22 protein-coding genes are annotated in these 22,376 nt (G+C 71.3%); 7 read left to right on the forward strand and 15 right to left on the reverse strand.

The window, feature by feature from the left end:
• Positions 1 to 10: 10 nt before the first annotated feature.
• Positions 11 to 643, reverse strand: coding sequence for a sulfite oxidase-like oxidoreductase (locus ACZ4Z5_RS12070; RefSeq protein ID WP_468260385.1), 633 nt, complete (start codon positions 641 to 643; stop codon positions 11 to 13).
• Between the two features lie 153 nt (positions 644 to 796).
• On the opposite strand from ACZ4Z5_RS12070, the gene bfr reads away from it, so the two are divergent.
• Entirely contained in the window at positions 797 to 1,276 is a 480-nt protein-coding gene (gene bfr, locus ACZ4Z5_RS12075) for a bacterioferritin (protein ID WP_468260388.1), read from the forward strand.
• A gap of 16 nt (positions 1,277 to 1,292) precedes the next feature.
• Here the strand turns inward: bfr and ACZ4Z5_RS12080 are convergent, their stop codons facing one another.
• Both ACZ4Z5_RS12080 and ACZ4Z5_RS12085 read right to left on the reverse strand, forming a co-directional pair.
• The gene (locus ACZ4Z5_RS12080; RefSeq protein ID WP_468260391.1) at positions 1,293 to 1,526 is read right to left on the reverse strand and encodes a (2Fe-2S)-binding protein; all 234 of its coding nucleotides are present in this window, start codon (positions 1,524 to 1,526) and stop codon (positions 1,293 to 1,295) included.
• 194 nt (positions 1,527 to 1,720) lie between these two features.
• Positions 1,721 to 3,073 (reverse strand): class II 3-deoxy-7-phosphoheptulonate synthase, encoded by a 1,353-nt coding sequence (locus tag ACZ4Z5_RS12085; protein ID WP_468260393.1) that lies wholly within the window; start codon positions 3,071 to 3,073, stop codon positions 1,721 to 1,723.
• Positions 3,074 to 3,182: 109 nt separating this feature from the next.
• Between ACZ4Z5_RS12085 and ACZ4Z5_RS12090 the strand changes: the two genes are divergently transcribed.
• Positions 3,183 to 3,239 (forward strand): trp operon leader peptide, encoded by a 57-nt coding sequence (locus ACZ4Z5_RS12090; protein WP_468260527.1) that lies wholly within the window; start codon positions 3,183 to 3,185, stop codon positions 3,237 to 3,239.
• Positions 3,240 to 3,337: 98 nt separating this feature from the next.
• Positions 3,338 to 5,263, forward strand: coding sequence for an anthranilate synthase family protein (locus ACZ4Z5_RS12095; RefSeq protein WP_468260396.1), 1,926 nt, complete (start codon positions 3,338 to 3,340; stop codon positions 5,261 to 5,263).
• A 156-nt stretch (positions 5,264 to 5,419) separates the two neighbouring features.
• On the opposite strand, the gene ACZ4Z5_RS12100 is transcribed toward ACZ4Z5_RS12095, so the two are convergent.
• From ACZ4Z5_RS12100 to ACZ4Z5_RS12115, 4 genes are all read right to left on the reverse strand, one after another.
• Positions 5,420 to 6,448 (reverse strand): 6-phosphofructokinase, encoded by a 1,029-nt coding sequence (locus ACZ4Z5_RS12100; protein WP_468260399.1) that lies wholly within the window; start codon positions 6,446 to 6,448, stop codon positions 5,420 to 5,422.
• Between the two features lie 136 nt (positions 6,449 to 6,584).
• Positions 6,585 to 7,253: a response regulator gene (locus ACZ4Z5_RS12105; protein ID WP_468260401.1), complete on the reverse strand. Its 669-nt coding sequence runs from the start codon at positions 7,251 to 7,253 to the stop codon at positions 6,585 to 6,587.
• Positions 7,250 to 8,467, reverse strand: coding sequence for a MacS family sensor histidine kinase (macS, locus tag ACZ4Z5_RS12110; RefSeq protein WP_468260403.1), 1,218 nt, complete (start codon positions 8,465 to 8,467; stop codon positions 7,250 to 7,252). The genes ACZ4Z5_RS12105 and macS overlap by 4 nt, the downstream gene beginning before the upstream one ends.
• Positions 8,468 to 8,518: 51 nt before the next feature.
• Positions 8,519 to 9,283 carry a lysophospholipid acyltransferase family protein gene (locus ACZ4Z5_RS12115; protein WP_468260406.1) on the reverse strand — a complete coding sequence of 255 codons (765 nt, stop codon included), beginning with the start codon at positions 9,281 to 9,283 and terminating at the stop codon, positions 8,519 to 8,521.
• Between the two features lie 147 nt (positions 9,284 to 9,430).
• Here ACZ4Z5_RS12115 and ACZ4Z5_RS12120 point away from each other — a divergent pair, with 147 nt between their 5' ends.
• Both ACZ4Z5_RS12120 and ACZ4Z5_RS12125 read left to right on the forward strand, forming a co-directional pair.
• Positions 9,431 to 10,210: an alpha/beta hydrolase gene (locus ACZ4Z5_RS12120; RefSeq protein WP_468260409.1), complete on the forward strand. Its 780-nt coding sequence runs from the start codon at positions 9,431 to 9,433 to the stop codon at positions 10,208 to 10,210.
• Positions 10,203 to 10,778, forward strand: coding sequence for a hypothetical protein (locus ACZ4Z5_RS12125; protein WP_468260412.1), 576 nt, complete (start codon positions 10,203 to 10,205; stop codon positions 10,776 to 10,778). Before ACZ4Z5_RS12120 ends, ACZ4Z5_RS12125 begins: the two co-directional genes overlap by 8 nt.
• A 183-nt stretch (positions 10,779 to 10,961) precedes the next feature.
• Here ACZ4Z5_RS12125 and ACZ4Z5_RS12130 read toward each other — a convergent pair whose 3' ends face one another.
• From ACZ4Z5_RS12130 to ACZ4Z5_RS12155, 6 genes are all read right to left on the reverse strand, one after another.
• Positions 10,962 to 11,711, reverse strand: a complete 750-nt coding sequence (locus tag ACZ4Z5_RS12130) for an endonuclease/exonuclease/phosphatase family protein (protein WP_468260414.1) — start codon at positions 11,709 to 11,711, stop codon at positions 10,962 to 10,964.
• Between the two features lie 110 nt (positions 11,712 to 11,821).
• Complete coding sequence (locus ACZ4Z5_RS12135) at positions 11,822 to 12,763, reverse strand: ROK family glucokinase (RefSeq protein ID WP_468260416.1); 942 nt, start codon at positions 12,761 to 12,763, stop codon at positions 11,822 to 11,824.
• A 66-nt stretch (positions 12,764 to 12,829) separates the two neighbouring features.
• A complete protein-coding gene (locus ACZ4Z5_RS12140) occupies positions 12,830 to 13,279 on the reverse strand; it encodes a DUF5304 domain-containing protein (RefSeq protein WP_468260419.1) in 450 nt (149 codons plus the stop codon).
• A gap of 32 nt (positions 13,280 to 13,311) precedes the next feature.
• Positions 13,312 to 14,508 carry an ArsA family ATPase gene (locus tag ACZ4Z5_RS12145; protein ID WP_468260421.1) on the reverse strand — a complete coding sequence of 399 codons (1,197 nt, stop codon included), beginning with the start codon at positions 14,506 to 14,508 and terminating at the stop codon, positions 13,312 to 13,314.
• Between the two features lie 190 nt (positions 14,509 to 14,698).
• Positions 14,699 to 15,148, reverse strand: a complete 450-nt coding sequence (locus tag ACZ4Z5_RS12150; protein WP_468260424.1) for an SRPBCC family protein — start codon at positions 15,146 to 15,148, stop codon at positions 14,699 to 14,701.
• Positions 15,149 to 15,220: 72 nt separating this feature from the next.
• Positions 15,221 to 15,982 (reverse strand): metallophosphoesterase family protein, encoded by a 762-nt coding sequence (locus ACZ4Z5_RS12155; protein WP_468260427.1) that lies wholly within the window; start codon positions 15,980 to 15,982, stop codon positions 15,221 to 15,223.
• Between the two features lie 213 nt (positions 15,983 to 16,195).
• Between ACZ4Z5_RS12155 and ACZ4Z5_RS12160 the strand changes: the two genes are divergently transcribed.
• Positions 16,196 to 17,992 carry an AMP-dependent synthetase/ligase gene (locus ACZ4Z5_RS12160; protein WP_468260429.1) on the forward strand — a complete coding sequence of 599 codons (1,797 nt, stop codon included), beginning with the start codon at positions 16,196 to 16,198 and terminating at the stop codon, positions 17,990 to 17,992.
• Here the strand turns inward: ACZ4Z5_RS12160 and ACZ4Z5_RS12165 are convergent.
• Entirely contained in the window at positions 17,980 to 19,614 is a 1,635-nt protein-coding gene (locus ACZ4Z5_RS12165) for a GMC oxidoreductase (RefSeq protein WP_468260432.1), read from the reverse strand. The two genes, ACZ4Z5_RS12160 and ACZ4Z5_RS12165, sit on opposite strands and share 13 nt — an antisense overlap.
• Positions 19,615 to 19,789: 175 nt before the next feature.
• Positions 19,790 to 20,932, reverse strand: coding sequence for a glycosyltransferase family 4 protein (locus ACZ4Z5_RS12170; RefSeq protein ID WP_468260435.1), 1,143 nt, complete (start codon positions 20,930 to 20,932; stop codon positions 19,790 to 19,792).
• Positions 20,933 to 21,009: 77 nt separating this feature from the next.
• Between ACZ4Z5_RS12170 and ACZ4Z5_RS12175 the strand changes: the two genes are divergently transcribed.
• Positions 21,010 to 22,266, forward strand: coding sequence for a glycosyltransferase family 87 protein (locus tag ACZ4Z5_RS12175; protein ID WP_468260529.1), 1,257 nt, complete (start codon positions 21,010 to 21,012; stop codon positions 22,264 to 22,266).
• Positions 22,267 to 22,376 lie beyond the last annotated feature (110 nt).

Here is a 22,376-nt window from a genome sequence, read left to right on the forward strand (position 1 = left end):
GGCTCCGGACTCAGAGTTCGGGGCCGTCCCCCGGCTCCTCCTGGTAGGAGTAGCGCTGCTCGCGCCAGGGGTCACCGATGTTGTGGTAGCCCCGCTCCTCCCAGAAGCCGCGCCGGTCGGCGGTCATGTACTCGATGCCGCGGACCCACTTGGGCCCCTTCCAGGCGTAGAGGTGCGGGACGACCAGCCGCACCGGGAAACCGTGCTCGGCGGTGAGCAGCTCCCCGTCCTTGTGCGTGGCGAAGATCGTGCGGTCGGAGGTGAAGTCGGAGAGCCGCAGATTGGCGCTGAAGCCGTACTCGGCCCAGACCATCACATGCGTGCAATTGGGGGCGGGCGGGGCGAGCTCCAGTACCGTACGGGCGAGAACCCCTCCCCATTCGGCCCCGAGCATGCTGAATTTCGTGACGCAGTGCAGATCGGCCACGACCGTCGAGAACGGGAGCGCCGAGAACTCCTCGTGGTTCCAGCAGTGCTTGTCGCCGTCCGCGGTCGCCCCGAAGACCCGGAATTCCCAGCGGTCCGGCTTGAACTTGGGGACAGGACCGTAGTGCGTGACGGGCCAGCCGCGCTGCATGCGCTGCCCCGGGGGTAGACCGGTCCGCGCTGCCTCTTCGTGCTCGCGGCTCTCCGGCTGACCCATGACTCCATGGTGACAGACCGCGAGGGGTGGTCATGACCAGGCCCGATTCGAATTCGGGCAACTCGCACTAAGCTTGCACTTACTGGACGGCCCTGATCGTCGGTGCGAGGATGCGCGCATCTTGCCAGTCACCGCTTGGAAGGAGCCTCTGCGATGCAGGGCGACCCCGAGGTCATCGAATTCCTCAACGAGCAGCTGACCGCCGAGCTGACCGCCATCAACCAGTACTTCCTGCACTCGAAGATGCAGGAGAACATGGGGTGGACGAAGCTCGCCACGTACACCCGAGCCGAGTCCTTCGACGAGATGAAGCACGCCGAGGTGCTCACCGACCGGATCCTGTTCCTCGAAGGTCTGCCGAACTACCAGCGGCTGTTCCACGTGCGGGTCGGTCAGACCGTGACCGAGATGTTCCAGGCCGACCGGCAGGTCGAGGTGGAGGCCATCGACCGGCTGCGGCGCGGTATCGAGGTGATGCGCGCCAAGGGCGACATCACGTCGGCCAACATCTTCGAGAGCATCCTCGCCGACGAGGAACACCACATCGACTACCTCGACACCCAGCTGGAGCTCGTCGAGAAGCTCGGTGAGGCCCTCTACATCGCGCAGCTGATCGAGCAGCCGTCGAGCTAGGCAGCCTCGGTCCGTGCTAGGCGGCCTCGGTCAGTTCGTCCAGTTCGGGAAAGGCAGGCTCTTCCTGCTCCACCAGCTCACGGCGGGGGCACGCGCCGCGGCCGAGGATGGCCTGGATCCGGCGTACACACGATCCGCAGTCGGTGCCGGCCCTGCAGGCCGAGGCGATCTGGCGAGGGGTGCAGGCGCCCGCGTCGGCGTGCTCCTTGACCTGCTTCTCCGTGATGCCGAAGCAAGAGCAGACGTACACGCGGGGTCACCTCCCGATGGGATCCATGGCCGGCGCCCGACCGATGACTGTGTCCCGATGATGGGTCCCGATGATCGGTGAGGCTAACCTAACCTTACCTCGGGTCGCGGCTCATCAAAAGCCCCGGTGACGACCGTGGGGCGCGGATCACAGATCCACGCCCCACGGTCCGGAGGAACCTACGACGGTCGTCCCTACTGGTCGCGGTACATCTCGGCGACGAGGAAGGCCAGGTCCAGCGACTGGCTGCGGTTGAGCCGCGGGTCGCAGGCCGTCTCGTACCGCTGGTGCAGGTCGTCGACGAAGATCTCGTCGCCGCCGCCGACGCATTCGGTGACGTCGTCACCGGTCAGTTCGACGTGGATGCCGCCCGGGTGGGTGCCCAGTGCCTTGTGGACCTCGAAGAAGCCCTTGACCTCGTCGAGTACGTCGTCGAAGCGGCGCGTCTTGTGGCCGGAGGCCGCCTCGAAGGTGTTGCCGTGCATCGGGTCGGTCACCCACGCCACCGTGGCTCCGGAGGCCGTGACCTTCTCGACCAGCTCCGGGAGCCTGTCCCGGACCTTGTCGGCGCCCATGCGGACGATGAAGGTCAGCCGGCCGGGCTCGCGCTCGGGGTCCAGCCGGTCGATGTACGTCAGTGCCTCGTCGACGGTGGTCGTCGGGCCGAGCTTGATCCCGATCGGGTTCGCGATCCGGGAGGCGAACTCGATGTGCGCGTGGTCCAGCTGCCGGGTCCGCTCACCGATCCACACCATGTGGCCGGAGGTGTCGTACAGCTTGCCGGTGCGCGAGTCGACCCGGGTCAGGGCGCCCTCGTAGGCCAGCAGCAGCGCCTCGTGCGACGCGTAGAACTCGACCGCCTTGAACTCGGCGGGGTCGGTGCCGCACGCCTTCATGAAGTTCAGCGCGTTGTCGATCTCGCGGGCGAGCTGCTCGTAGCGCTGACCCGACGGGGACGACTTCACGAAGTCCTGGTTCCAGGCGTGGACCTGGCGCAGATCGGCGTAGCCACCGGTGGTGAAGGCGCGCACGAGGTTGAGCGTCGAGGCGGACGCGTTGTACATCCGCTTCAGGCGCTCGGGGTCGGGGACACGGGCATCCGCGGTGAAGGCGAAACCGTTGACGGAGTCGCCGCGGTAGGTCGGCAGGGTCACCCCGTCGCGGGTCTCCGTGTCCTTGGAACGGGGCTTGGAGTACTGGCCGGCGATACGGCCCACCTTGACGACGGGCACGGACGCCGCGTACGTCAGCACGGCCGACATCTGCAGCAGCGTCTTCAGCTTCGCGCGGATGTGGTCGGCGGACACCCCGTCGAATGCCTCGGCGCAGTCGCCGCCCTGCAGCAGGAACGCCTCGCCCCTGGCGACGGCTCCCATGCGGGCGCGCAGCTGGTCGCACTCGCCGGCGAAGACGAGCGGAGGATACGACTCGAGGTCGGCGATCACATCGCGCAGAGCCTCGGCATCGGGGTACTCGGGCTGCTGCGCCGCGGGAAGGTGCCGCCAGGTCGCCTTGGCGACGGCTTGGGTTTCAGCGTTCACGGTCACGGCTCAACAGTACGTGGTCGGGGACCGGGTCCACCCGGGTGACCGGTGGATGAGACAGATCCGGACGATCCGTCTCACCGCGTAACCGCGATCCGCTAGGCTGCCGGGCGTGTACACGCTCACGAACCAGAACTGGTGGTGGACCGCTCGTCCGGCGGCCCACTGATCGCGCGTACACCGAGATCCACCGCGAAGGCCGCCCGAGGGGCGGCCTTCGGTGCGTCCGGCGGCCGTTCCCTCCCACCCGGAAGGAACACCGCACCGATGCCCATCACCAGACTGCTGGACGAGGCCTGCCCTCCCTTCGCCCTGCTGCGCCGCCGCTCCCCCGGGCACGACCACGACACCGTCGAGGTGCTCATCGGGCCCGTCCACCACATGGAACGGCTGTCCGACATCCCGGTGGAACCGGACCGCCCCACCCTTGCCCTGGTGCCGTTCCGGCAGATCAGGGAGCGGGGGTTCGACGTCCGCGACGACGGCACACCGCTCGCCGTCCTGGTCGCCGAGGAGTCCTTCGCGCTGCCGCTCGACGAGGTGCTGGACGCCCTGCCGACGCACCCCGTCCGGGTCGAGGGCGGAGCGTTCGACGTCGGCGACGAGGAGTACGCCGGCATCGTCCGGCGGGTGATCGAGGACGAGATCGGCCGGGGCGAGGGCGCGAACTTCGTGGTCCGGCGCACCTACACCGGGCAGATCCCAGGGTTCGGTCGGGCCGACGCGCTGGCCCTGTTCCGGCGGCTGCTCGCCGGGGAGCGGGGCGCCTACTGGACGTTCGTGGTGCACACCGGAGAGCGCACGCTGGTCGGCGCGAGTCCGGAGGTGCACGTGCGCATGTCGGGCGGGACGGTCGTGATGAACCCGATCAGCGGCACGTACCGCTACCCGGCGGACGGTCCCACACCGGAGTCCCTGCTCGCGTTCCTCGCCGACCGCAAGGAGACCGAGGAGCTCTCCATGGTGGTCGACGAGGAACTCAAGATGATGTGCACGGTCGGCGACATGGGCGGGGTGGTGGTCGGGCCGCGCCTGAGGGAGATGGCGCACCTGGCGCACACCGAGTACGAACTGCGCGGGCGGTCCTCGCTGGACGTGCGGGACGTGCTGAAGGAGACGATGTTCGCGGCGACGGTGACCGGGTCGCCGGTGCAGAACGCCTGCCGGGTCATCGAGCGCCACGAGTCCGGGGGCCGCGGCTACTACGCCGGTGCGCTGGCCCTGCTCGGCCCGGACGCCGGAGGCGGGCAGACCCTGGATTCGCCCATTCTGATCCGGACCGCCGGCATCTCCGCGGACGGACTGCTGGAGGTGCCGGTCGGCGCCACCCTGGTGCGGCACTCCGACCCGGCCGGCGAGGTCGCCGAGACGCATGCCAAGGCCGCGGCGGTGCTCGCCGCGCTGGGGGTCCGGCCGGCGCCGCCGCGGCAGGAGCGGACGCGGCCGGCCCTCGCGGACGATCCGCGGGTGCACGCCGCGCTGGACGCCCGCCGGGCGGACCTGGCGCCGTTCTGGCTGCGGATGCAGGACCGTCCCGCCGGCACGGCCGGGCACGCGCTGGTGGTGGACGGCGAGGACACGTTCACGGCGATGCTGGCGCATCTGCTGCGCGCCTCCGGCCTGGAGGTGACGGTCCGCCGGTACGACGAGCCGGGGCTGCAAGAGACGGCACTCGGCCACCCGGGGCCGGTGGTGCTGGGGCCCGGCCCGGGGAACCCGGCGGACACCGCCGATCCGAAGATGCGGCTGCTGCGCGGGCTCACGGCCGAGCTGCTGCGCGGACACCCGCACGCCCCCGGGGGGCCCGAGGCCGCTCCCCGGGGTGGCGCGACGGGGCCGGCGGTTCTCGGGGTGTGCCTGGGACATGAGCTGATCGCGGCGGAGCTGGGCCTGGAGATCGTGCGGAAGGCCCGGCCGTACCAGGGGGCGCAGGTGCGGATCGATCTGTTCGGCCGGCCCGAGACGGTCGGCTTCTACAACAGCTTCACGGCCCGCTGCGGCGACGCGGAGGCGGCCGCGCTGGCGGCACGGGGCATCGAGGTGAGCCGCGACACGGAGTCCGGGGAGGTGCACGCCCTCCGGGGCGACGGCTTCGCGTCGCTCCAGTTCCACCCGGAGTCGGTCCTGACGCTGGACGGTCCCGGCGTCCTGCGGGAGCTGCTGCGGCCGGTGACGCGGGTGCCGTCGGCGTAGGGCGCCGGACGCCCGGTGGGCCGTGCCTCACGGCGCACGGCCCACCGGGCGGGGTCGGTCGAAAGGGACGGCCGGCCCGAGAAAGGCGCCGGCCGGGGGATCGCGTCGGCCGAAGAGTCACATCGGCCGGAGAAGGAGCCGGCCGAAGGGGACGGCTCAACCGAAGAACACGCCCACTTCGGCGTAGAGCACCGGGTCGACCGTCTTCAGCCGGGTGGTCGCGTCGGCGATCGGCACGCGCACGATGTCGGTGCCGCGCAGGGCGACCATCTTGCCGAAGTCCCCGTCCCGGACGGCCTCGATGGCATGCAGCCCGAAGCGGGTGGCCAGCCAGCGGTCGAAGGCGCTCGGGGTGCCGCCGCGCTGGACGTGGCCGAGGACCGTGGTGCGGGCCTCCTTCCCGGTGCGCTTCTCGATCTCCTTGGCGAGCCATTCGCCGACGCCGGAGAGCCGGACGTGCCCGAACGCGTCGAGGGTGCCGTCCTTGAGGATCATCTCGCCGTCCTTGGGCATGGCTCCCTCGGCGACCACCACGATCGGGGCGTAGCTGGCCTTGAAGCGGGAGGTGACCCACGCGCAGACCTGGTCGACGTCGAAGCGCTGCTCCGGGATCAGGATGACGTTCGCACCGCCGGCCAGGCCCGAGTGCAGGGCGATCCAGCCGGCGTGCCGGCCCATCACCTCCACGACGAGCACGCGCATGTGCGATTCGGCGGTGGTGTGCAGGCGGTCGATGGCCTCGGTGGCGATGCCGACCGCGGTGTCGAAGCCGAAGGTGTAGTCGGTGGCGGAGAGGTCGTTGTCGATGGTCTTGGGGACGCCGACGCACTTCACGCCGTACTCGTCGCTGAGTTTCGCGGCGACGCCGAGGGTGTCCTCGCCGCCGATCGCGACGAGTGCGTCGATCTCGTACTTGGTGAGGTTCTCCTTGATGCGGCGGACGCCGTTCTCGACCTTGAGGGGGTTGGTCCGGGAGGAGCCGAGGATGGTGCCGCCGCGGGGCAGGATGCCGCGGACCGCGGGGATGCCGAGCGGGACGGTCCTGCCCTCCAGGGGGCCGCGCCAGCCGTCCTTGAACCCGGTGAAGTCGTAGCCGTACTCCTGCACGCCCTTGCGGACGACGGCGCGGATGACCGCGTTGAGCCCGGGGCAGTCGCCGCCCCCGGTCAGCACTCCGACCCGCATGGAAACACTTCCCTTCGCCTCGGTTTGACGTACCGACGGTCACGCTAATGGTGACCCATGTCACTCCGAGGTGGGGCGCACTATCAATTCCGGTCCGGTGCGGCCGTGTTGAGTTCCGGCATTCACTCGTACGAGATCAGGCGTCGTCGAGCCCGCGCTCGATCGCGTACCGCACCAGCTCGACGCGGTTGTGCAACTGGAGCTTGCCCAGGGTGTTCTGGACGTGGTTCTGGACCGTGCGGTGCGAGATGACGAGCCGTTCGGCGATCTGCTTGTACGACAGGCCCTTGGCGACGAGCCGCAGCACCTCGGTCTCGCGCTCGGTCAGCTGCGGTGCCTTCGGCACGTCCGGGGCCGCCGGGGCCGGCTCGGAGGCGAGCCGGCGGTACTCGCCGAGGACCAGCCCGGCCAGGCCCGGGGTGAACACCGGGTCGCCGGCGGCGGTCCTGCGGACCGCGTCGATGAGTTCGGCCGTGCTCGCCGACTTCAGCAGATAGCCGGTGGCCCCGGACTTCACGGCCTCCAGGACGTCGGCGTGCTCGCCGCTGGCCGACAGCACCAGCACCCGCGGCGAGGCGTCCGCGCCGACGAGTTCCTTGCAGACCTGGACGCCGGGCATGCCCGGCAGATTGAGGTCGAGGACCAGCACGTCGGGCGAGACGGCCTGGGCCCGGCGCACGGCCTGCGGGCCGTCGCCTGCGGTAGCGACCACGTCGAACCCGGCCTCGCCCAGATCGCGGGCGACGGCGTCGCGCCACATCGGGTGGTCGTCGACGACCATCACTCTGATCCGCTGCTCGCTCATCCTCGTCCTGCCTTCCCCCGTGGAACCTTCAGTTCGACCTCTGTGCCCTGGCCCGGCACCGAGATCAGCTCGGCGGTGCCGCCCAGGTCCCGCAGCCTGCCGCGGATCGACAGGGCGACACCGAGCCGCCCCTCCCCCTCGGCCTGCGCGAGCCTGCCCTGCGGGATGCCGGGACCGTCGTCCCGTACGGTGACGATCACCTCGTCCGGCTCGTCCTCGATGACGATCCAGGCCCGGGCGTCCTCACCGGCGTGCCTGTCGACATTGTCGAGGGCGGCACCGACGGCCGCCGCCAGCTCCTTCGCCGCGGCCGCGGGCAGCTGCACCGGGGCGCCGGGCTCGACGAACGTGATCCGCGATCCGGCGTGCGGGGCGAGCAGGGTCCGCAGGTCGCACCCGGCAGGTCCGTCCTCGTCGTCCTCCTCGTCGACCTCGACCGTCCGGACGACCGCGCCCAGGGCGGCGTCCTGCGACGTCCGGGCCGGCGTGACCAGGCCGCTGGAGACCAGGGCGCGCAGGGCGATCTCCTGCTCCCCGGCCATCCTGCCCAGTTCGGCGGCCTCGCCGCCGAGGGCGGTGCCACGGCGCTGCACCATGGCGAGGACCTGGAGGACGCTGTCGTGGATGTCCCGGGCGAGCCGCTCCCGTTCCCGGGTGGCCGCCTCGATCTCCAGGGCGCGGGCGAGCGTGGCCTCACTGGCACGGGCGATCTCCACGACGTACCCGATGGCGATCGAGGCGATCCACACCAGCAGCACGTTGTGCAGAGTGTCCTGGCTGGGCCGGCCGCGTTCGACGAGATTGGCGACGGCGACCAGGGAGGACGCGAATCCCGCCCAGCGCCAGCCGCCCTTCACGGCATAGGCGAGGACCGCGCCCGCCGTCCAGATGGACGGCAGGGTCGGGCCGTCGACGACGCGTGCCTGTTCCTCTGCGAGCGGGGTGAGCAGGATGCCGGTGAGGGCGATGGCGAGGTCGGCGATCAGGAACCGCTTGGTGCAGGCCGTCGCGTTCGCCACCCTGGGGAGCGTGGCGAGGGTCCAGACCGCCATCACCGACAGGAAGCCCGCGGCGACCCAGGCGCGCTCGTACTCCTCGTAGGAGAAGACGAAGATCAGCACCGCGTAGAGCATCGTCAGCAGGCGGTACGCCGACAGGGCGCGCCAGAGCGGCAGCTCCACCGACATACGGACGACCCGCTCGCGCTTGGCCATGACACCACCCCCGGGCGGCGGCACGTCCGGCGTGCCCGTCGCCCTGTTCTCCTAGGCCCGGTTCTCCTCGGCCTTCTTCTGCTCGGCGGCCTTCTTCTGCTCGGCCTTCTGCTCCTCGGCCCGCTTCTTCGCCTCCTCGGCGATCTGCCGCTTGGCCGCGGTCGCGTAGATGTCGACGTACTCCTGGCCGGAGAGCTTCATGATCTCGTACATGACCTCGTCGGTCACCGAGCGCAGGATGAACCGGTCGTTGTCCATGCCGTGGTAGCGGCTGAAGTCCAGCGGCTTGCCGATCCTGATCCCCGGCCGCATCAGCTTGGGGACGACCTTGCCGGGCGGCTGGATCTTCTCGGTGTCGATCATGGCGACCGGGATGACCGGGGCGCCGGTGGCCAGCGCGACGCGCGCGAGACCGCCGGGCTTGCCGCGGTAGAGGCGGCCGTCGGGCGAGCGGGTGCCCTCGGGGTAGATACCGAACAGCTCACCGCGCTCGATGACCTCTATACCGCTCTTGATGGCGGCCTCACCGGCGCCACGCGCTCCGGAGCGGTCGACCGGCAGCTGTCCGACACCCTTGAAGAACGCGGCCGTCAGCTTCCCCTTCAGACCGGGCGTGGTGAAGTACTCGGCCTTCGCGATGAAGGTGACCTTGCGGTCCAGAACCGCCGGCAGGAAGAACGAGTCGGAGAACGAGAGGTGGTTGCTCGCGAGGATCGCGGGCCCCTCGGCGGGAATGTTCTCCAGGCCCTCCACCCACGGCCTGAAGGCGAGCTTCAGCGACCCTCCGATGGAGAACTTCATAGCGCCGTAGATCAACTCGTATGCCTTCCTGTGTCTGTCGATCAGACCATAACCCCTGCGGCAGCTGCGCTCTCCCTCACAGTGGGGCGACGGATCTGGTCGGTATCAGCGCGGTCGCGTACGGTGAGCTACACACTCAGACCTCATGAACAGGAGACCCCGGTGCCGGTCCTTCCTGGAGCCGAGCCGTTCCGCCACGAGGGCGGAGAGGTCGGCGTCCTCCTCTGTCACGGTTTCACCGGCTCCCCGCAGTCTCTGCGCCCCTGGGCCGAGTATCTGGCCGGGCGCGGACTGACCGTGTCGCTGCCGCTGCTGCCCGGACACGGCACGCGCTGGCAGGACATGGCACTGACCGGCTGGCAGGACTGGTACGCGGAGGTGGACCGCGAGCTGCGGTCGCTGCTGGAGCGCTGCAGCCAGGTCTTCGTGTTCGGACTGTCGATGGGCGGGGCGCTGACCCTGCGGCTCGCGGCGAAGCACGGGGACGCGGTGACCGGCCTCGTCGTGGTGAACCCGGCGAACAAGGTGCACGGCCTGTCGGCGTACGCGCTGCCGGTCGCCCGGCACCTGGTGCGGACCACCAAGGGCGTGGCGAACGACATCGCCAAGGAAGGGGTCAACGAGGTCGGGTACGACCGGGTGCCGCTGCACGCCGCCCACTCGGTGCGGCAGTTCTTCCAGCTCGTCGACGGCGAGCTGCCCCAGGTCACGCAGCCGATGCTGCTGCTGCACAGCCCCCAGGACCACGTGGTGCCGCCGGCCGACTCGGCGCGCATCCTCAGTCGTGTGTCGTCCACGGACGTCACGGAGATCCTGCTGGAACAGAGCTACCACGTGGCGACGTTGGACCACGATGCGGGGCGGATCTTCGAGGAGAGTTACGCATTCATCGGCCGGCTCGCTCCCAGTGTCGGAAAGGAAGGGAGCATCAGCGGTGGCTGAGCACGACGCGGACCGCGACGACAACCGCGACCCGCAGCCGATCGACGAGGAGGCCGCGTGGGCGGCCATCGTCGCGGGGTACGGACAGGAACCCCCGGACCCGCCGGGTGCCAGGCCGTTCCGGTCCGTGGAGGACCTCGCGCTGCCCGGGGACGAGCCGGGCGGCGACGCCGACTCCGACGGCGGATCCCGGGACAAGCCGGCGAAGCCTGCGTCCCCGCCGCTGGGCGGTTCGATCGTCTTCGCTCCGGGCGTCGGACCCCGTGACTACTCACCCGCCGAACCGTCCGGCGACGATGCCGACGACGACGGGCATGACGAGGGGCATTTCGTGCCTCCCGAGCCCCCGCCGCTGCCGGAGGCCGACACCACCGCGAAGTTCGCATGGCTCGCCGTCGTCGGCGGCCCGGTGCTGCTGCTGCTCGCGGTACTGCTCGACTGGGACATGACGTGGTGGCTGACCACGCTGGGCATCGGCGGTTTCGTGGGCGGTTTCGTCACCCTGGTGGCGCGGATGAAACACGACGACGACGAGGACGACGACCCGGGGCGGGGCGCGGTCGTCTAGGACGTCCGGCGGCGGGCCGACGTTCGGCCTGCTGAGGCCGGTGTTCGCCCTGGCCGAAACGGCCGTCCGGCGGCGTGCGTGCGGCCCCGGTCCGGGCAGAGCCGGACGGGCGGGAAAGCTGCCGGGCCACAGAGATGCCGGTTCGTAGGGATGCCGGTCCGGAGGGGCCGCCCGGCACGGACGTCAGGCAGCGGGTACGCGTAGGGCCGCCAGGACCGGGAGGTGGTCGGTGGCCGCCCTGATGTCCGTGTCACTGACACCCGGGAGGTCGGTGGGCACCCCGCAGCCCAGCACTTCGATGCCCGGCGTGGCGAAGATCGCGTCGATCCGCTGGTGCGGGTCGACGGGCGTGGAGGTGTATTCGGCGCCCCACGGCCGGACCGTCCAGCAGTCCTGGAGTTCGGCGGCCAGCCTGCGGAAGCTCCGGCCGGTGGGCTGTTCGTTGATGTCGCCGCCGACGATCGCGTGGTCCACGCCCAGCCGCTCCAGCCGGTCGAGCAGCATGCCCGTCTGCTCGTGCCGTTCCCGGCCCTGGAGGCTGAGGTGGCAGCTGACCAGTCCGAGCCTGGCCCCGCCGATCCGTACCACCGCGGTGGCGAAGCCCCTGCGGTGCAGGCCGGGGGTGAGGGGCAGCAGCACGTCCTCGGTGTGCTCGACGGTGACCCGCAGACTGCACAGCAGCATCGGCCCGGACGCGGTGGCGCCGCCGCCGAGTACCACCAGGTCGCTGTTCTTGGCGAGCCAGGCGGCGTGCTTGCGCCAGCGGAAGAAGCGCGGCGCCTCCTGGACCATGACGACATCGGGGGCGCAGGCCCGGATCACCCGGGCCAGCGCCTCACGGTCGTCGCGCATCGAGCGGATGTTGTAGCTCAGCACCCGGACCACGGCGGCGCCGTGCTCCGTCCGGGACGCGGGCAGCGTACTGATCGCCATGGTCCTCAACCTAGGGCAATCCCCGCCGCGCTCCCAGGGGGCACACGGCGACACGGACCCGGTACGGCCCGGGGCCCGCCCCTCCGACGGGCCCCAGGGGAGGACGTCGCTCAGCCCTGACGGGCGAGGTCGGCGGCGCCGACGAGTCCGGCCTTGCCGCCGAGCCGTGCGGCGAGCACCTGTGCGTGCGGACGCCACTGTCCGCCGATCAGCCAGCGCCGGAACGACTTGCGGATCGGGTCCAGGACGAGGTCGCCCTCGTCCGAGACGCCGCCTCCGACGATGAAGGCGGACGGGTCGAAGAGCGAGGCGAGGTCGGCGAGGCCGGCTCCGGCCCAGCGGGCCAGCTCCCGGAACGAGTCGATCGCGACCGGGTCGCCCTGCCGGGCGGCGGCACTAATGTGCTTGCCCTCGATGCCCTCGACGGTGCCGTCGCCCAGGCCGAGGAGGATCTTCGCGTTCTCGGGCGTGGCGTTGGCGCGCTGCTTGGCGTACCGGACGAGGGCACGGCCGGACGCGTACTGCTCCCAGCAGCCCTGGCTGCCGCAGCCGCACAGCAGGCCGTCGGGGACCACCCGGATGTGGCCGAACTCCGCGGCGACGCCGAAGCGGCCGCGGCGCAGCTTGTTGCCGATGATGATGCCGCCGCCGAGGCCGGTGCCGAGGGTGATGCAGATGACGTCCTCGTGGCCCTGGCCCGCACCGAAGCGGTATTCGCCCCAGGCCGCTGCGTTGGCGTCGTTCTCCACGACGACCGGGAGGCCGACGCGCTGTTCGACCTTGTCCTTCAGCGGCTCGTGGCGCCAGTTGATGTTCGGCGCGAAGAGGACGGTGGCGCGCTTGTCGTCGACGTAGCCGGCGGCTCCTATGCCGACCGCTTCGACCTCGAAGCCCTCGCCTACCTCGGAGACGGCGGTGGCGATCGCGTCGACCACGCCCTCAGGAGTGGGCGGAGTGGGCACCGTACGCGTTGCGAGGATCTGGCCTTCCTCGTCGACCACGCCCGCCGCGATCTTCGTGCCGCCGATGTCGACGCCGATGGTGAGTCCCATTAGTCCCTCAGTTTTCGGTCGTGCCCCGCTAAGGCCAACCGTACCCGAGGGCGGGCAGGGGTCCGGTCAGTCCAGGTCGATGCGCTGGTTGGCGCCCGGGCCGTCGGGGCCGTCGTCCTCGGGGCCGCGGGTCCAGCGGCGCTCCTGGGCCTGGACGGCGGAGCGGTACGCGGCGAGGAGCTCGCCGCCGGCCGCCGCGAGGTGGTCGAAGACCTCGGGGTTGCGTTCGATCACCGGTTCCACGGCGGCCCTGGCCTGGCCGATCAGCTGCTTCACGGTGTTCTGTGCGGCCGTGCCGATCAGCGGGGTGGGGAAGGCGGACAGCTTGTCGGTCACCGCGTCGACGAGCTTGCGGAGCTCCTCGGCGGCGGATCCGGGCTGCGGGCCGTCCGTCGTGCGGCGACGGGCCCGTTCCGCGGCGAGGTCCTCCGCGCAGGCGTCGGCCCAGGCGTCCGGGTCCGTCTGTGCGTCCTTGGGCGTACCCGTGGCGGGCGGGGGCTCGGTCGCTTCGCTCATACCTCGACGTTACCCGAACGGGGGCGGCGGGTTCACCGGCTCTGCGGCCACAGACCGGGGTCGGGGGTGAACCGGATGCGCAGCTCGCCGTCGTCGAGCGAGGCACCGGAGACGGTGCAGCGGCGCAGCGCGGACGGAAGCGTGACGATGCGGCGGAACGGGCCTGCGGTGAGCAGGAGTTCGTCACCGCGCCGGACCAGGCCGAGGGTGTCCTTGGTGGCGCCGGGGAGCGGGACGCGCCAGAGCAGCACGCCGTCGTCCCGGAGCCTGTCCTCGACGGCCCATGCGTCGGGCGCCCCGCCGCCGGCTCCGGGCCCGTCCTCCGCGCCGCCGGGGGTACCGGCCGGTTCCGTGTGCCGGAAGGTTTCGGCGTCGAGCAGGAGGAGGTCCTCTGGGCCTCGCGGTTCACGGCCCAGGTGGGCCAGCTCCCGTACGGTGCCGAACTCGGCGGCCAGTTCGCCGAGGTATTTCTGCTGCTGGGCGACGAGGCCGGCGAGCCACGGGTCCGGGGTCTCGGACGGCAGCAGCCGGTTCGCGACGACCGCGCCGGGGCGCAGGCCGTGCAGGGCGAGACCGAGGCGGGCGGTCCGCAGCGTGTCCACCGCGGCAGGTCCCGGTTCGGCGACCAGCAGGACGGTGGTCGCCGGATCGCGGACCACCGCGTCGACTGCGGCGAGTTCCCCGTCCCACCGGGCGGCCGTCTCGTACAGCCAGGGCGCGGGCATGGTGACGCCCGCGAGCTGGGCGAGCATCGGGCGCAGGGCACGGGCGGCCTGGCGTTCGGGGGGCAGCAGGCGGCGCAGGTGTCTGCGCAGCTGCTCGGGCAGGGCGAGGACGGCGAGGGCACGGTCCACCGGAGGCAGGTCGACCACGGTGAGGTCGTGGTCGCCCGTGGCGCAGTCGCGCAGGGCACGCAGCAGGGCCAGCGGCTCGGCGCCGGGAGGCTCGGTCAGTTCCTCCGCGTCCAGGGGTGCCGCGCCGAGGAGGTCGAGGAGTGCGGCGCCGCGTTCCTGGAGGGCGAGCAGTTCGCCGCGGAAGGCGTCGGCCGGGTCCACGCGCACGATGTCGAGTCCGCGAACGGCGCCCTCCAGCAGGGAGCCGGCCGTGTCGTACCGGTCTGCGGCCACGAGCCTGACCCGGGCTCCTCGGCGGGCGGCGCCGACCGCGGCAGCGGTGGCCACGGTGGTGCGGCCGGCCCCGCCGGGGCCGGTGACGAGCAGGGTGTGCATGAGGTCTGTCTCCGGTCTGGGTAGCTGGTGCGTGCACGGTCGCCGTGCCGAACACGGTGGCGGACGAGGTCCGCCACCGGAGCCACGCCTCTCGACGCCCGCGCCGCCGCCCGCCGGGCGGGCAGACCCGCGGACCCGCCGGATCCACGCCCCTCGCCACGGGCCGACCGGCTGCCGCGACCGCCGGGGTTCACGCCCCCGAGGTCGACTCCACCCGCTTCTTGAGGCCGGCCAGCGCGCGGTCGATGATGACCTTCTCCGCCTTGCGCTTGATCATGCCGAGCATGGGGATCTTGACGTCGACGGTCAGCTGGTAGGTGACCTCGGTGCGGCCGCCGCCCTCGATCGGCTCCAGCGTGTACGAGCCGTCGAGCGCGCGCAGCATCTGGGACTTGACAAGGGTCCAGCTGACCTTGTCGTCGCCGGTCCAGGTGTACGCCAGCGTGTGGTCGTCCTTGATCGCGCCCGCGTCCAGCAGCAGCCGGACCTGCTCCGCGCGGCCGTCGGCGTCGGTGGCCAGGACCTCGGCCTCCTTCACCTCACCGGTCCACTCGGGGTAGCGGGCGAAGTCGGAGATCACTCCCATGACGTCGGCCGGCGCCGCGTCGATCGTGATGCTGGAGCTGGTGTGTTCCGCCATCGCCGTGGGCTCCTCAGGTGCGGTCCGTGCAGGGGTGTTGTGTGCGCCTGAAGGCTACCGCGACCGGCCGGGTCACCATTCGAGGGCCCAGGGGCGGCTGCTGGAGGCGAAGTGCCCGACGTTCACGCACTCGGTGGCGCCGATCCGGGCCCGCCGGACGAGCGGCTGGTGGACGTGGCCGAAGAGGGCGTACCGGGGCCGGGTGCGGCGTATCGCGGCGAGCAGGGCGCCGCTGCCGCGTTCGAAGCGGCGGGCGACGGTGTCGTAGACCAGCTCGGGGACGTCCGGCGGGATGTGGGAGCAGAGCACGTCGACTTCGCCGAGGGCCTCGACCTTTGCCGCGTACTCCTCGTCGGAGATCTCGTACGGGGTCCGCATGGGGGTGCGGAGGCCGCCGCCGACGAAGCCGAAGACGCGTCCGCCGATCTCGATGCGCTCCCCGTCGAGGACGGTGGTGCCGGGGCGGGTGTACTCGGGCCAGAGTGCGGGGATGTCGACGTTGCCGTACGTGGCGTACGTCGGGGTCGGGAACGCGGCGAACATCTCGGCGTACTGCCGGCGTACCGCGGCTTCGATGGCGGCGTCGCGGTCCAGGCCCGCCCAGAGTCTTCGGCCCAGTTCCCGGGCCTCGTCGAAGCGGCGCGCGGTGCGCAGTTCGACGAGCAGATCGGCGTTCTCGACGCCGAAGAGGTCGGGGAAGATGCCGCGGGAGTGATCGGCGTAGTCGAGGAAGAGGACCAGGTCACCCAGGCAGACGAGCGCGTCGGCCCCCTCTCCGGCCCGCGCCAGCCCCTCGGCGTTCCCGTGTACGTCACTGACCACATGGACTCGCATGATCCCCACCCTAGGGTGTCCCACTTGCCGTTTATTTCAGGTCCCGAAAGAAGTGGAATAGGGTGCGCGATGCGACGTCCGTCGGTGTGTGACGGATAAAACATCTGCCCGGGACCCCCTATCCGGAACCATGTACTGATGGGTAACGTCCGGGCCATTCCCGGTGCGTTCACACAGAGCCGTGGCGCCGGCGCCCGATGAGGAGCAGCAGTCTTGCGCGAGTTCAGCCTTCCGGCCCTTTACGAGGTCCCGACGGACGGCAACCTGACGGATCTCATCCGCCGCAACGCCACGCAGCATCCCGACGTGGCCGTCATGGGCAGAAAGATCGCCGGCATCTGGACCGACGTCACCGCGGCCCGTTTCCTGGAGGAGGTGCGCGCCGCGGCGAAGGGGCTGATCGCCGCCGGCGTGCGGCCCGGCGACCGGGTGGCTCTGATGTCCCGCACCCGCTACGAGTGGATCCAGCTCGACTACGCGATCTGGAGCGTCGGCGGTGTGACCGTGCCGGTCTACGAGACGAGCTCGCCCGAGCAGGTGCAGTGGATCCTGGGCGACTCCGGTGCGGTGGCCGCGATCGTGGAGAGCGACGCGCACGCCGCCGCGGTCGAGTCGGTGCGGGCCGCCCTGCCGTCCCTGCAGCAGGTGTGGCAGATCGACAAGGGTGCGGTCGAGGAGCTGACCGCCGCCGGCGTGGACGTCACGGACGAGACCGTCGACGAGCGCAGCTCCATCGCCAAGGCCGACGACATCGCGACCATCGTCTACACCTCGGGCACCACCGGCCGCCCGAAGGGCTGCGTGCTCACGCACCGCGCCTTCTTCGCCGAGTGCGGCAACCTCGTGGAGCGCCTCAAGCCGCTCTTCCGTACGGGCGAGAGCTCCGTCCTGCTCTTCCTCCCGGCCGCGCACGTCTTCGGCCGGATGGTCGCGCTGGCGCCGGCGATGGCGCCGATCAAGCTGGGCTGCGTGCCGGACATCAAGAACCTCACCGAAGAGCTCGCCACCTTCCAGCCGACCATGGTCCTCGGTGTGCCGCGCGTCTTCGAGAAGGTCTACAACTCCGCCCGCGCCAAGGCGCAGGCGGACGGCAAGGGCAAGATCTTCGACAAGGCCGCCGCGACCGCGATCGCGTACAGCCGGGCGCTCGACACCCCTCGGGGCGCGTCGCTGGGGCTGAAGCTCAAGCACAAGGTCTTCGACAAGCTCGTCTACGGCAAACTGCGCGCGGTGCTCGGCGGGCGCGGCGAGGCCGCGATCTCCGGCGGTGCTCCGCTGGGCGAGCGGCTCGGCCACTTCTACCGCGGCATCGGCTTCACCGTACTGGAGGGCTACGGCCTGACGGAGACCTGCGCGGCCACGGCGTTCAACCCGTGGGACCGGCAGAAGATCGGTACGGTCGGCCAGCCGCTGCCGGGTTCGGTGCTGCGGATCGCGGACGACGGCGAGATCCTCGCCCACGGCGAGCACGTGTTCTCGGGCTACTGGAACAACGAGGCGGCGACCGCCGAGGCGCTGGCCGACGGCTGGTTCCACACCGGTGACATCGGCACCCTCGACGAGGACGGCTATCTCTCCATCACGGGCCGCAAGAAGGAGATCCTGGTCACCGCGGGCGGCAAGAACGTCGCTCCCGCGGTGATCGAGGACCGGATCAGGGCGCACGCCCTGGTCGCCGAGTGCATGGTGGTGGGCGACGGCCGTCCCTTCGTCGGCGCGCTGATCACGCTGGACGAGGAGTTCCTCGGCCGCTGGGCCGCGGAGAACGGCAAGCCCGCCGGGTCCACGGCGGCCGACCTGCGCGAGGACCCGGATCTGCAGGCCGCGGTCCAGCGGGCGATCGACGACGGCAACGCCGCTGTCTCCAAGGCGGAATCGGTGCGGAAATTCCGCATTCTGTCCTCCCAGTTCACGCAGGAGGCCGGACACATCACGCCGTCGCTGAAGCTGAAGCGCAATGTGGTGGCGAAGGACTACGCGGACGAGATCGAGGCCATCTACCGCTCGTAGTCCTCGGCGAGGACCCTCTCCATCGCGCGCTCGGCGAGCGCGGTGATGGTGACGAACGGATTGACGCCGACGGAGCCCGGTATCAGGGCTCCGTCGGTGACGTACAGGCCCGGGTAGCCGCGGACCCGGCCGTGGTCGTCGGTGGCCTCGCCGAGGACGCAGCCGCCCAGCGGGTGGTACGTGAAGTCGTCGGCGAAGATCCTGTTCCCGCCGAACAGGTCGTAGCGGTAGATCGTCACGTTGGCCCGGTTGATGCGGTCGAAGAGGCACTTGGCCGAGGTGACCGACGGCGTGTTCTGGTCGCGCGTCCAGTCGAGGCGTGCGCTGTCGGTCGCCGCGTCGTAGCGGAAGGTGCCCCGTTCCCGGTTCCTGGTGATCGCCAGGTAGAGGCTCACCCAGTGTTCCAGCCCGGTGGGCAGCGGGGCGATCTCGGCGAACACCGGGTTGGCCGCGTTGGACCAGTCGTCGATGCCCATGACGGGCATGGTCGCCTGGTCGGCCCCCACGGTGTCCCAGAGGTGGTTGGCTCGGGCGGTCATCACATTGCCGTTGGTGCCCCAGTTCCGGCCGACGGCCGGGGACAGGTCGGGCAGGGTGCCGGTCTCCCGTGCGCGCAGCAGGAGTTCGGTGGTGCCGAGGCTTCCCGCGCCGAGGAACAGCTGCCGGCAGCCGAACTCCCTGGTCTCGACGGTCTTTCCGGTGACGTCGGTCCGGTCGGCGGTGACGACGTAGGTGCCGTCCGGTTCGCGGCGGATGGCGCGGGCGCGGTGCAGGGTCTCGATGGTGACGTTGCCGGTGCCGAGGGCCGCGGCGAGGTAGGTCTTGTCGAGGCTGCGCTTGCCGTGGTTGTTGCCGTAGATGACCTCTCCGGCGAGGGCCGACCGGATGGCCTGTCCGGCCGCCTCGCGCTGCATGTACCCGAAGTCGTAGACGCTGGGCACGAAGACGGTCCGCAGTCCCGCGTTGTGGGCGTGCTTGCGGGAGATCCGGGAGAAGCGGTACCACTCGGTGGCCTCGAACCAGGCCGGGTCGACGACGTTGACGCCGAGCATCTGCCGGGCGAGCGGGAAGTACGTGCCGTACATGGCGTCGGCGTCGACGCGGGGCAGGATCTCGGTGAAGTACGGGCGGGGCGGGGTGACGGCCATGCCGCCGTTGACGAGTGAGCCGCCGCCGACCCCGCGTCCCACGTACACGGACATGTCGGGGAAGCGGACGCGGTCGAGGACTCCGGGGTAGGAGCTGATGTTCTTGTTCACGACGTCCAGCCAGAGGAAGGTCGCGAGCGGGGCTTCGGTGCGGGTGCGGAACCACATGGACCGGTGGTCGGGCGTGGTGGTGGAGCAGAACACCTTGCCGTCCGGGCCGGGGCCGTCCCACAGCCGGCCCATTTCGAGGACGAGGGTGCGGATGCCGGCCTCGCCGAGCCGGAGTGCGGCGACGGCTGCGCCGTAGCCGGAGCCGATGACGAGGGCGGGTACGAAGTCGCGGGCGGACGCGGCCCGTGCGGTCGCAGGGGCGGCGTGGGCCTCGGAGAGCTGGATGCGCGTCAGTCCGAGCGCCGCGGCGGCCTGCATCGCCGCGAGCCCCAGGATATGACGACGCGTCAGGTTTCTGGTCATGTGCGCAGCATGGGCGGAATCCCCGGCTCCGCCAATGCTTCACGCGTGAACGACTTCGCCCGTCGGCCACTTCACGCGTGGAAGGTTCCGTACGGGGAGGATTTCGCAGGAGGTTCTCGCGAAGACACGTCCGGGGACGGGAGAACGTCCCGCCCCGGTCCGGCGGGCGGTCCCCTCAGAGCAGTGTGCGCAGCTTCTCCGCCAGGAGGTCCCAGCGCCATTTCTCCTCGACCCACACACGGCCGCGCTCCCCCATCCGGGCCCGCAGCCCCGGGTCCTCCAGGAGCGCGACGATCCGCTCCGCCGACTCCTGCGGTTCACCGCCGCGGACCACCCAGCCGGTCTCACCGTCCAGGACCGCGTCCGGCGCGCCGCCCGAGTCGCCCGCCACCACGGGGAGTCCGGTCGCCGAGGCCTCCAGGTAGACGATGCCCAGCCCCTCGACGTCGAGTCCGCCCCTGCGCGTACGGCACGGCATGGCGAAGACGTCTCCCGCGCCGTAGTGCGCGGGCAGTTCCTCCCACGGCACCGGCCCGGTGAACCGTACCGAGGCCGCGACGCCCGTCGCCTCGGCCAGCTTGCGCAGGTCCCTGGCATAGGGTCCGCCGCCGACGATCAGCAGCACCGCGTCCGGTACCTTCCGCAGGATCTCCGGCATGGCGAGGATCAGCGTGTCCTGTCCCTTGCGCGGTACCAGCCGGGAGACGCAGACGACGACGGGCCGGCCGGCGAGGCCGAGACGTTCGCGGACCTCGTCGCCGCCGGAGTCGGGATGGAAGGTCTTCTCGTCCACGCCCGGCGGGAGTTGCACCATCCGCCCGGCCGCCTCCGGCGTCAGCGCCGCGGCGATACGGGAGCGGGTGTACTCGCCGAGATACGTGATCGTGTCGGTGCCCTCACCGATCCGGCGCAGCAGCTGCCGGGACGCGGGCAGTTGCGCCCAGCCCGCCTCGTGCCCGTGCGTCGTGGCGACCAGCCGCTCGGCGCCGGCGCGGCGCAGTGCGGGCGCCATCAGGCCGAGGGGCGCCGCCGCGCCGAACCACACCGAGGTGCATGCGTGCTCGCGCAGCAGCTCCACGGCACGCCGGGTGACCCGCGGGGTCGGCAGCAGCATCGTCGTCCGGTCCCGGACCACGGTGAACGGCTGGTCCTCGTCGAACGCCGCCGTCGCCTCCACGCCCTCACGGCTGCGCTTCCAGGTGGAGGCGTAGACGACGAGCCGTTCGGGTTCCAGCCGCAGCGCCATGTTGTGCAGGAACGCCTGGATGCCGCCCGGCCTGGGCGGGAAGTCATTCGTCACGATCAGCGTCTTGTGCATCGTCGCCGACAGTACCAACCGCCGGTTTCCGGCATCATGACTCCCCGGTGTCAGACGAATCGGGCGAGGCGGTCAGCGTGGGCGCAAACAGCACAAGGCACCTCGACATCGCGTGGTCGGCTTCCCGCGTGGTGCTGCTGCTGTGCGTGTTCCGCGTCCTGCCGGTGCCGGGGCCCGATGTGACGGCGGACGTCTCGGTGATCTACCAGGGGTGGTCGGAGGTGCTGCGCGGCGGCACGTACCCCCTGGGCGACGTCACCTGGCAGTACCCGCCCGCCGCCGCGCTCGCGATCCTCTCCCCCGCGCTCGTCCCGTTCCTCGACTACCCGTCGGCGTTCTTCCTCCTGGCACTCCTGTGCGACGCCCTGGTCGTCGGGCTGCTGCGGTACGCGGGGCGGCGGCCGGGGAGACGGCTCACCGGCGCATGGGTGTGGGTGGCGGGACTGCCGCTGCTCGGCCCGACCGCGTACGCACGGTACGACGTGATGGTCACCGCGGTGGCGGTCGCCGCGCTCCTCGCCGCGCCCCGCCGGCCGGGGCTGCTGGGGGCGCTCGTCGCGTTCGGTGCGCTGCTGAAGGTGTGGCCGGCCCTGCTCCTGGCCGGAACCCGCCGCGGGGCGTCCACCCGGCGGGCCTGGACGTCGGCCGCGGCGACCGGGGCGGCGCTGTCGCTCGGCTGCGCGGCGGCGATGCCCGGCGCGTTCGCGTTCCTCGCCTTCCAGCGGGACCGCGGCGTCGAGGTCGAATCCCTGGGCGGGTTGCTCTTCCACCTCGCCCGGTACGTCGGCTGGGACGGGCAGGTACTGCTGCACTACGGCTCGATCGAGTTCCTGGGTCCCTACGTGTCGCTGGTGGCCGCCCTCTCGCTGCTCCTCGCCGTTGCGGCGGCTGGCTGGCTGGTGTGGTGGCGGCTCCGGGCCCGCGTGATCACGGCGAGCACGACCTGCGACGCGGCGTTCGTCGCGGTGCTGCTCTTCACCGTCACCAGCCGTGTGCTCAGCCCGCAGTACATGGTGTGGCTGGTCGGGCTGTCCGCGACGTGCCTGGCCTTCCGCGGCAGCCGGATGGACCTCCCGGTGCGCCTGGTGCTCGCCGCGACCGCGGTCACGGTGCTGGAGTTCCCGGTCTGGTTCGGGCACGTCGTGGACAGCACCCCGCTCGGCGTCTCGCTGATCTCCGTCCGCAACACCCTGCTGATCGCCGCGACCGTCTCCGCCTGCCGCCGACTCTGGCACCACACGGTCCCGCCCCGCCCGGGCGGCACGGACACACAGCCGCCCGGCCGGAGCACGGCGCCCGGCGTCCAGGCCGGCGCGCTGTCCGCCACGCGCTAGGAGGGTCCGGTGGGTCAGGGCGGGACTGCCCGGGTCGTCCGGTGCCGTGGACGGCACGGCGGAGGATGGGGTTCCGACGAAGGCAAGTGGAGGCAGGGCAAGGCAGACGG

Source organism: Streptomyces sp. NPDC030222 (genome assembly GCF_055573115.1).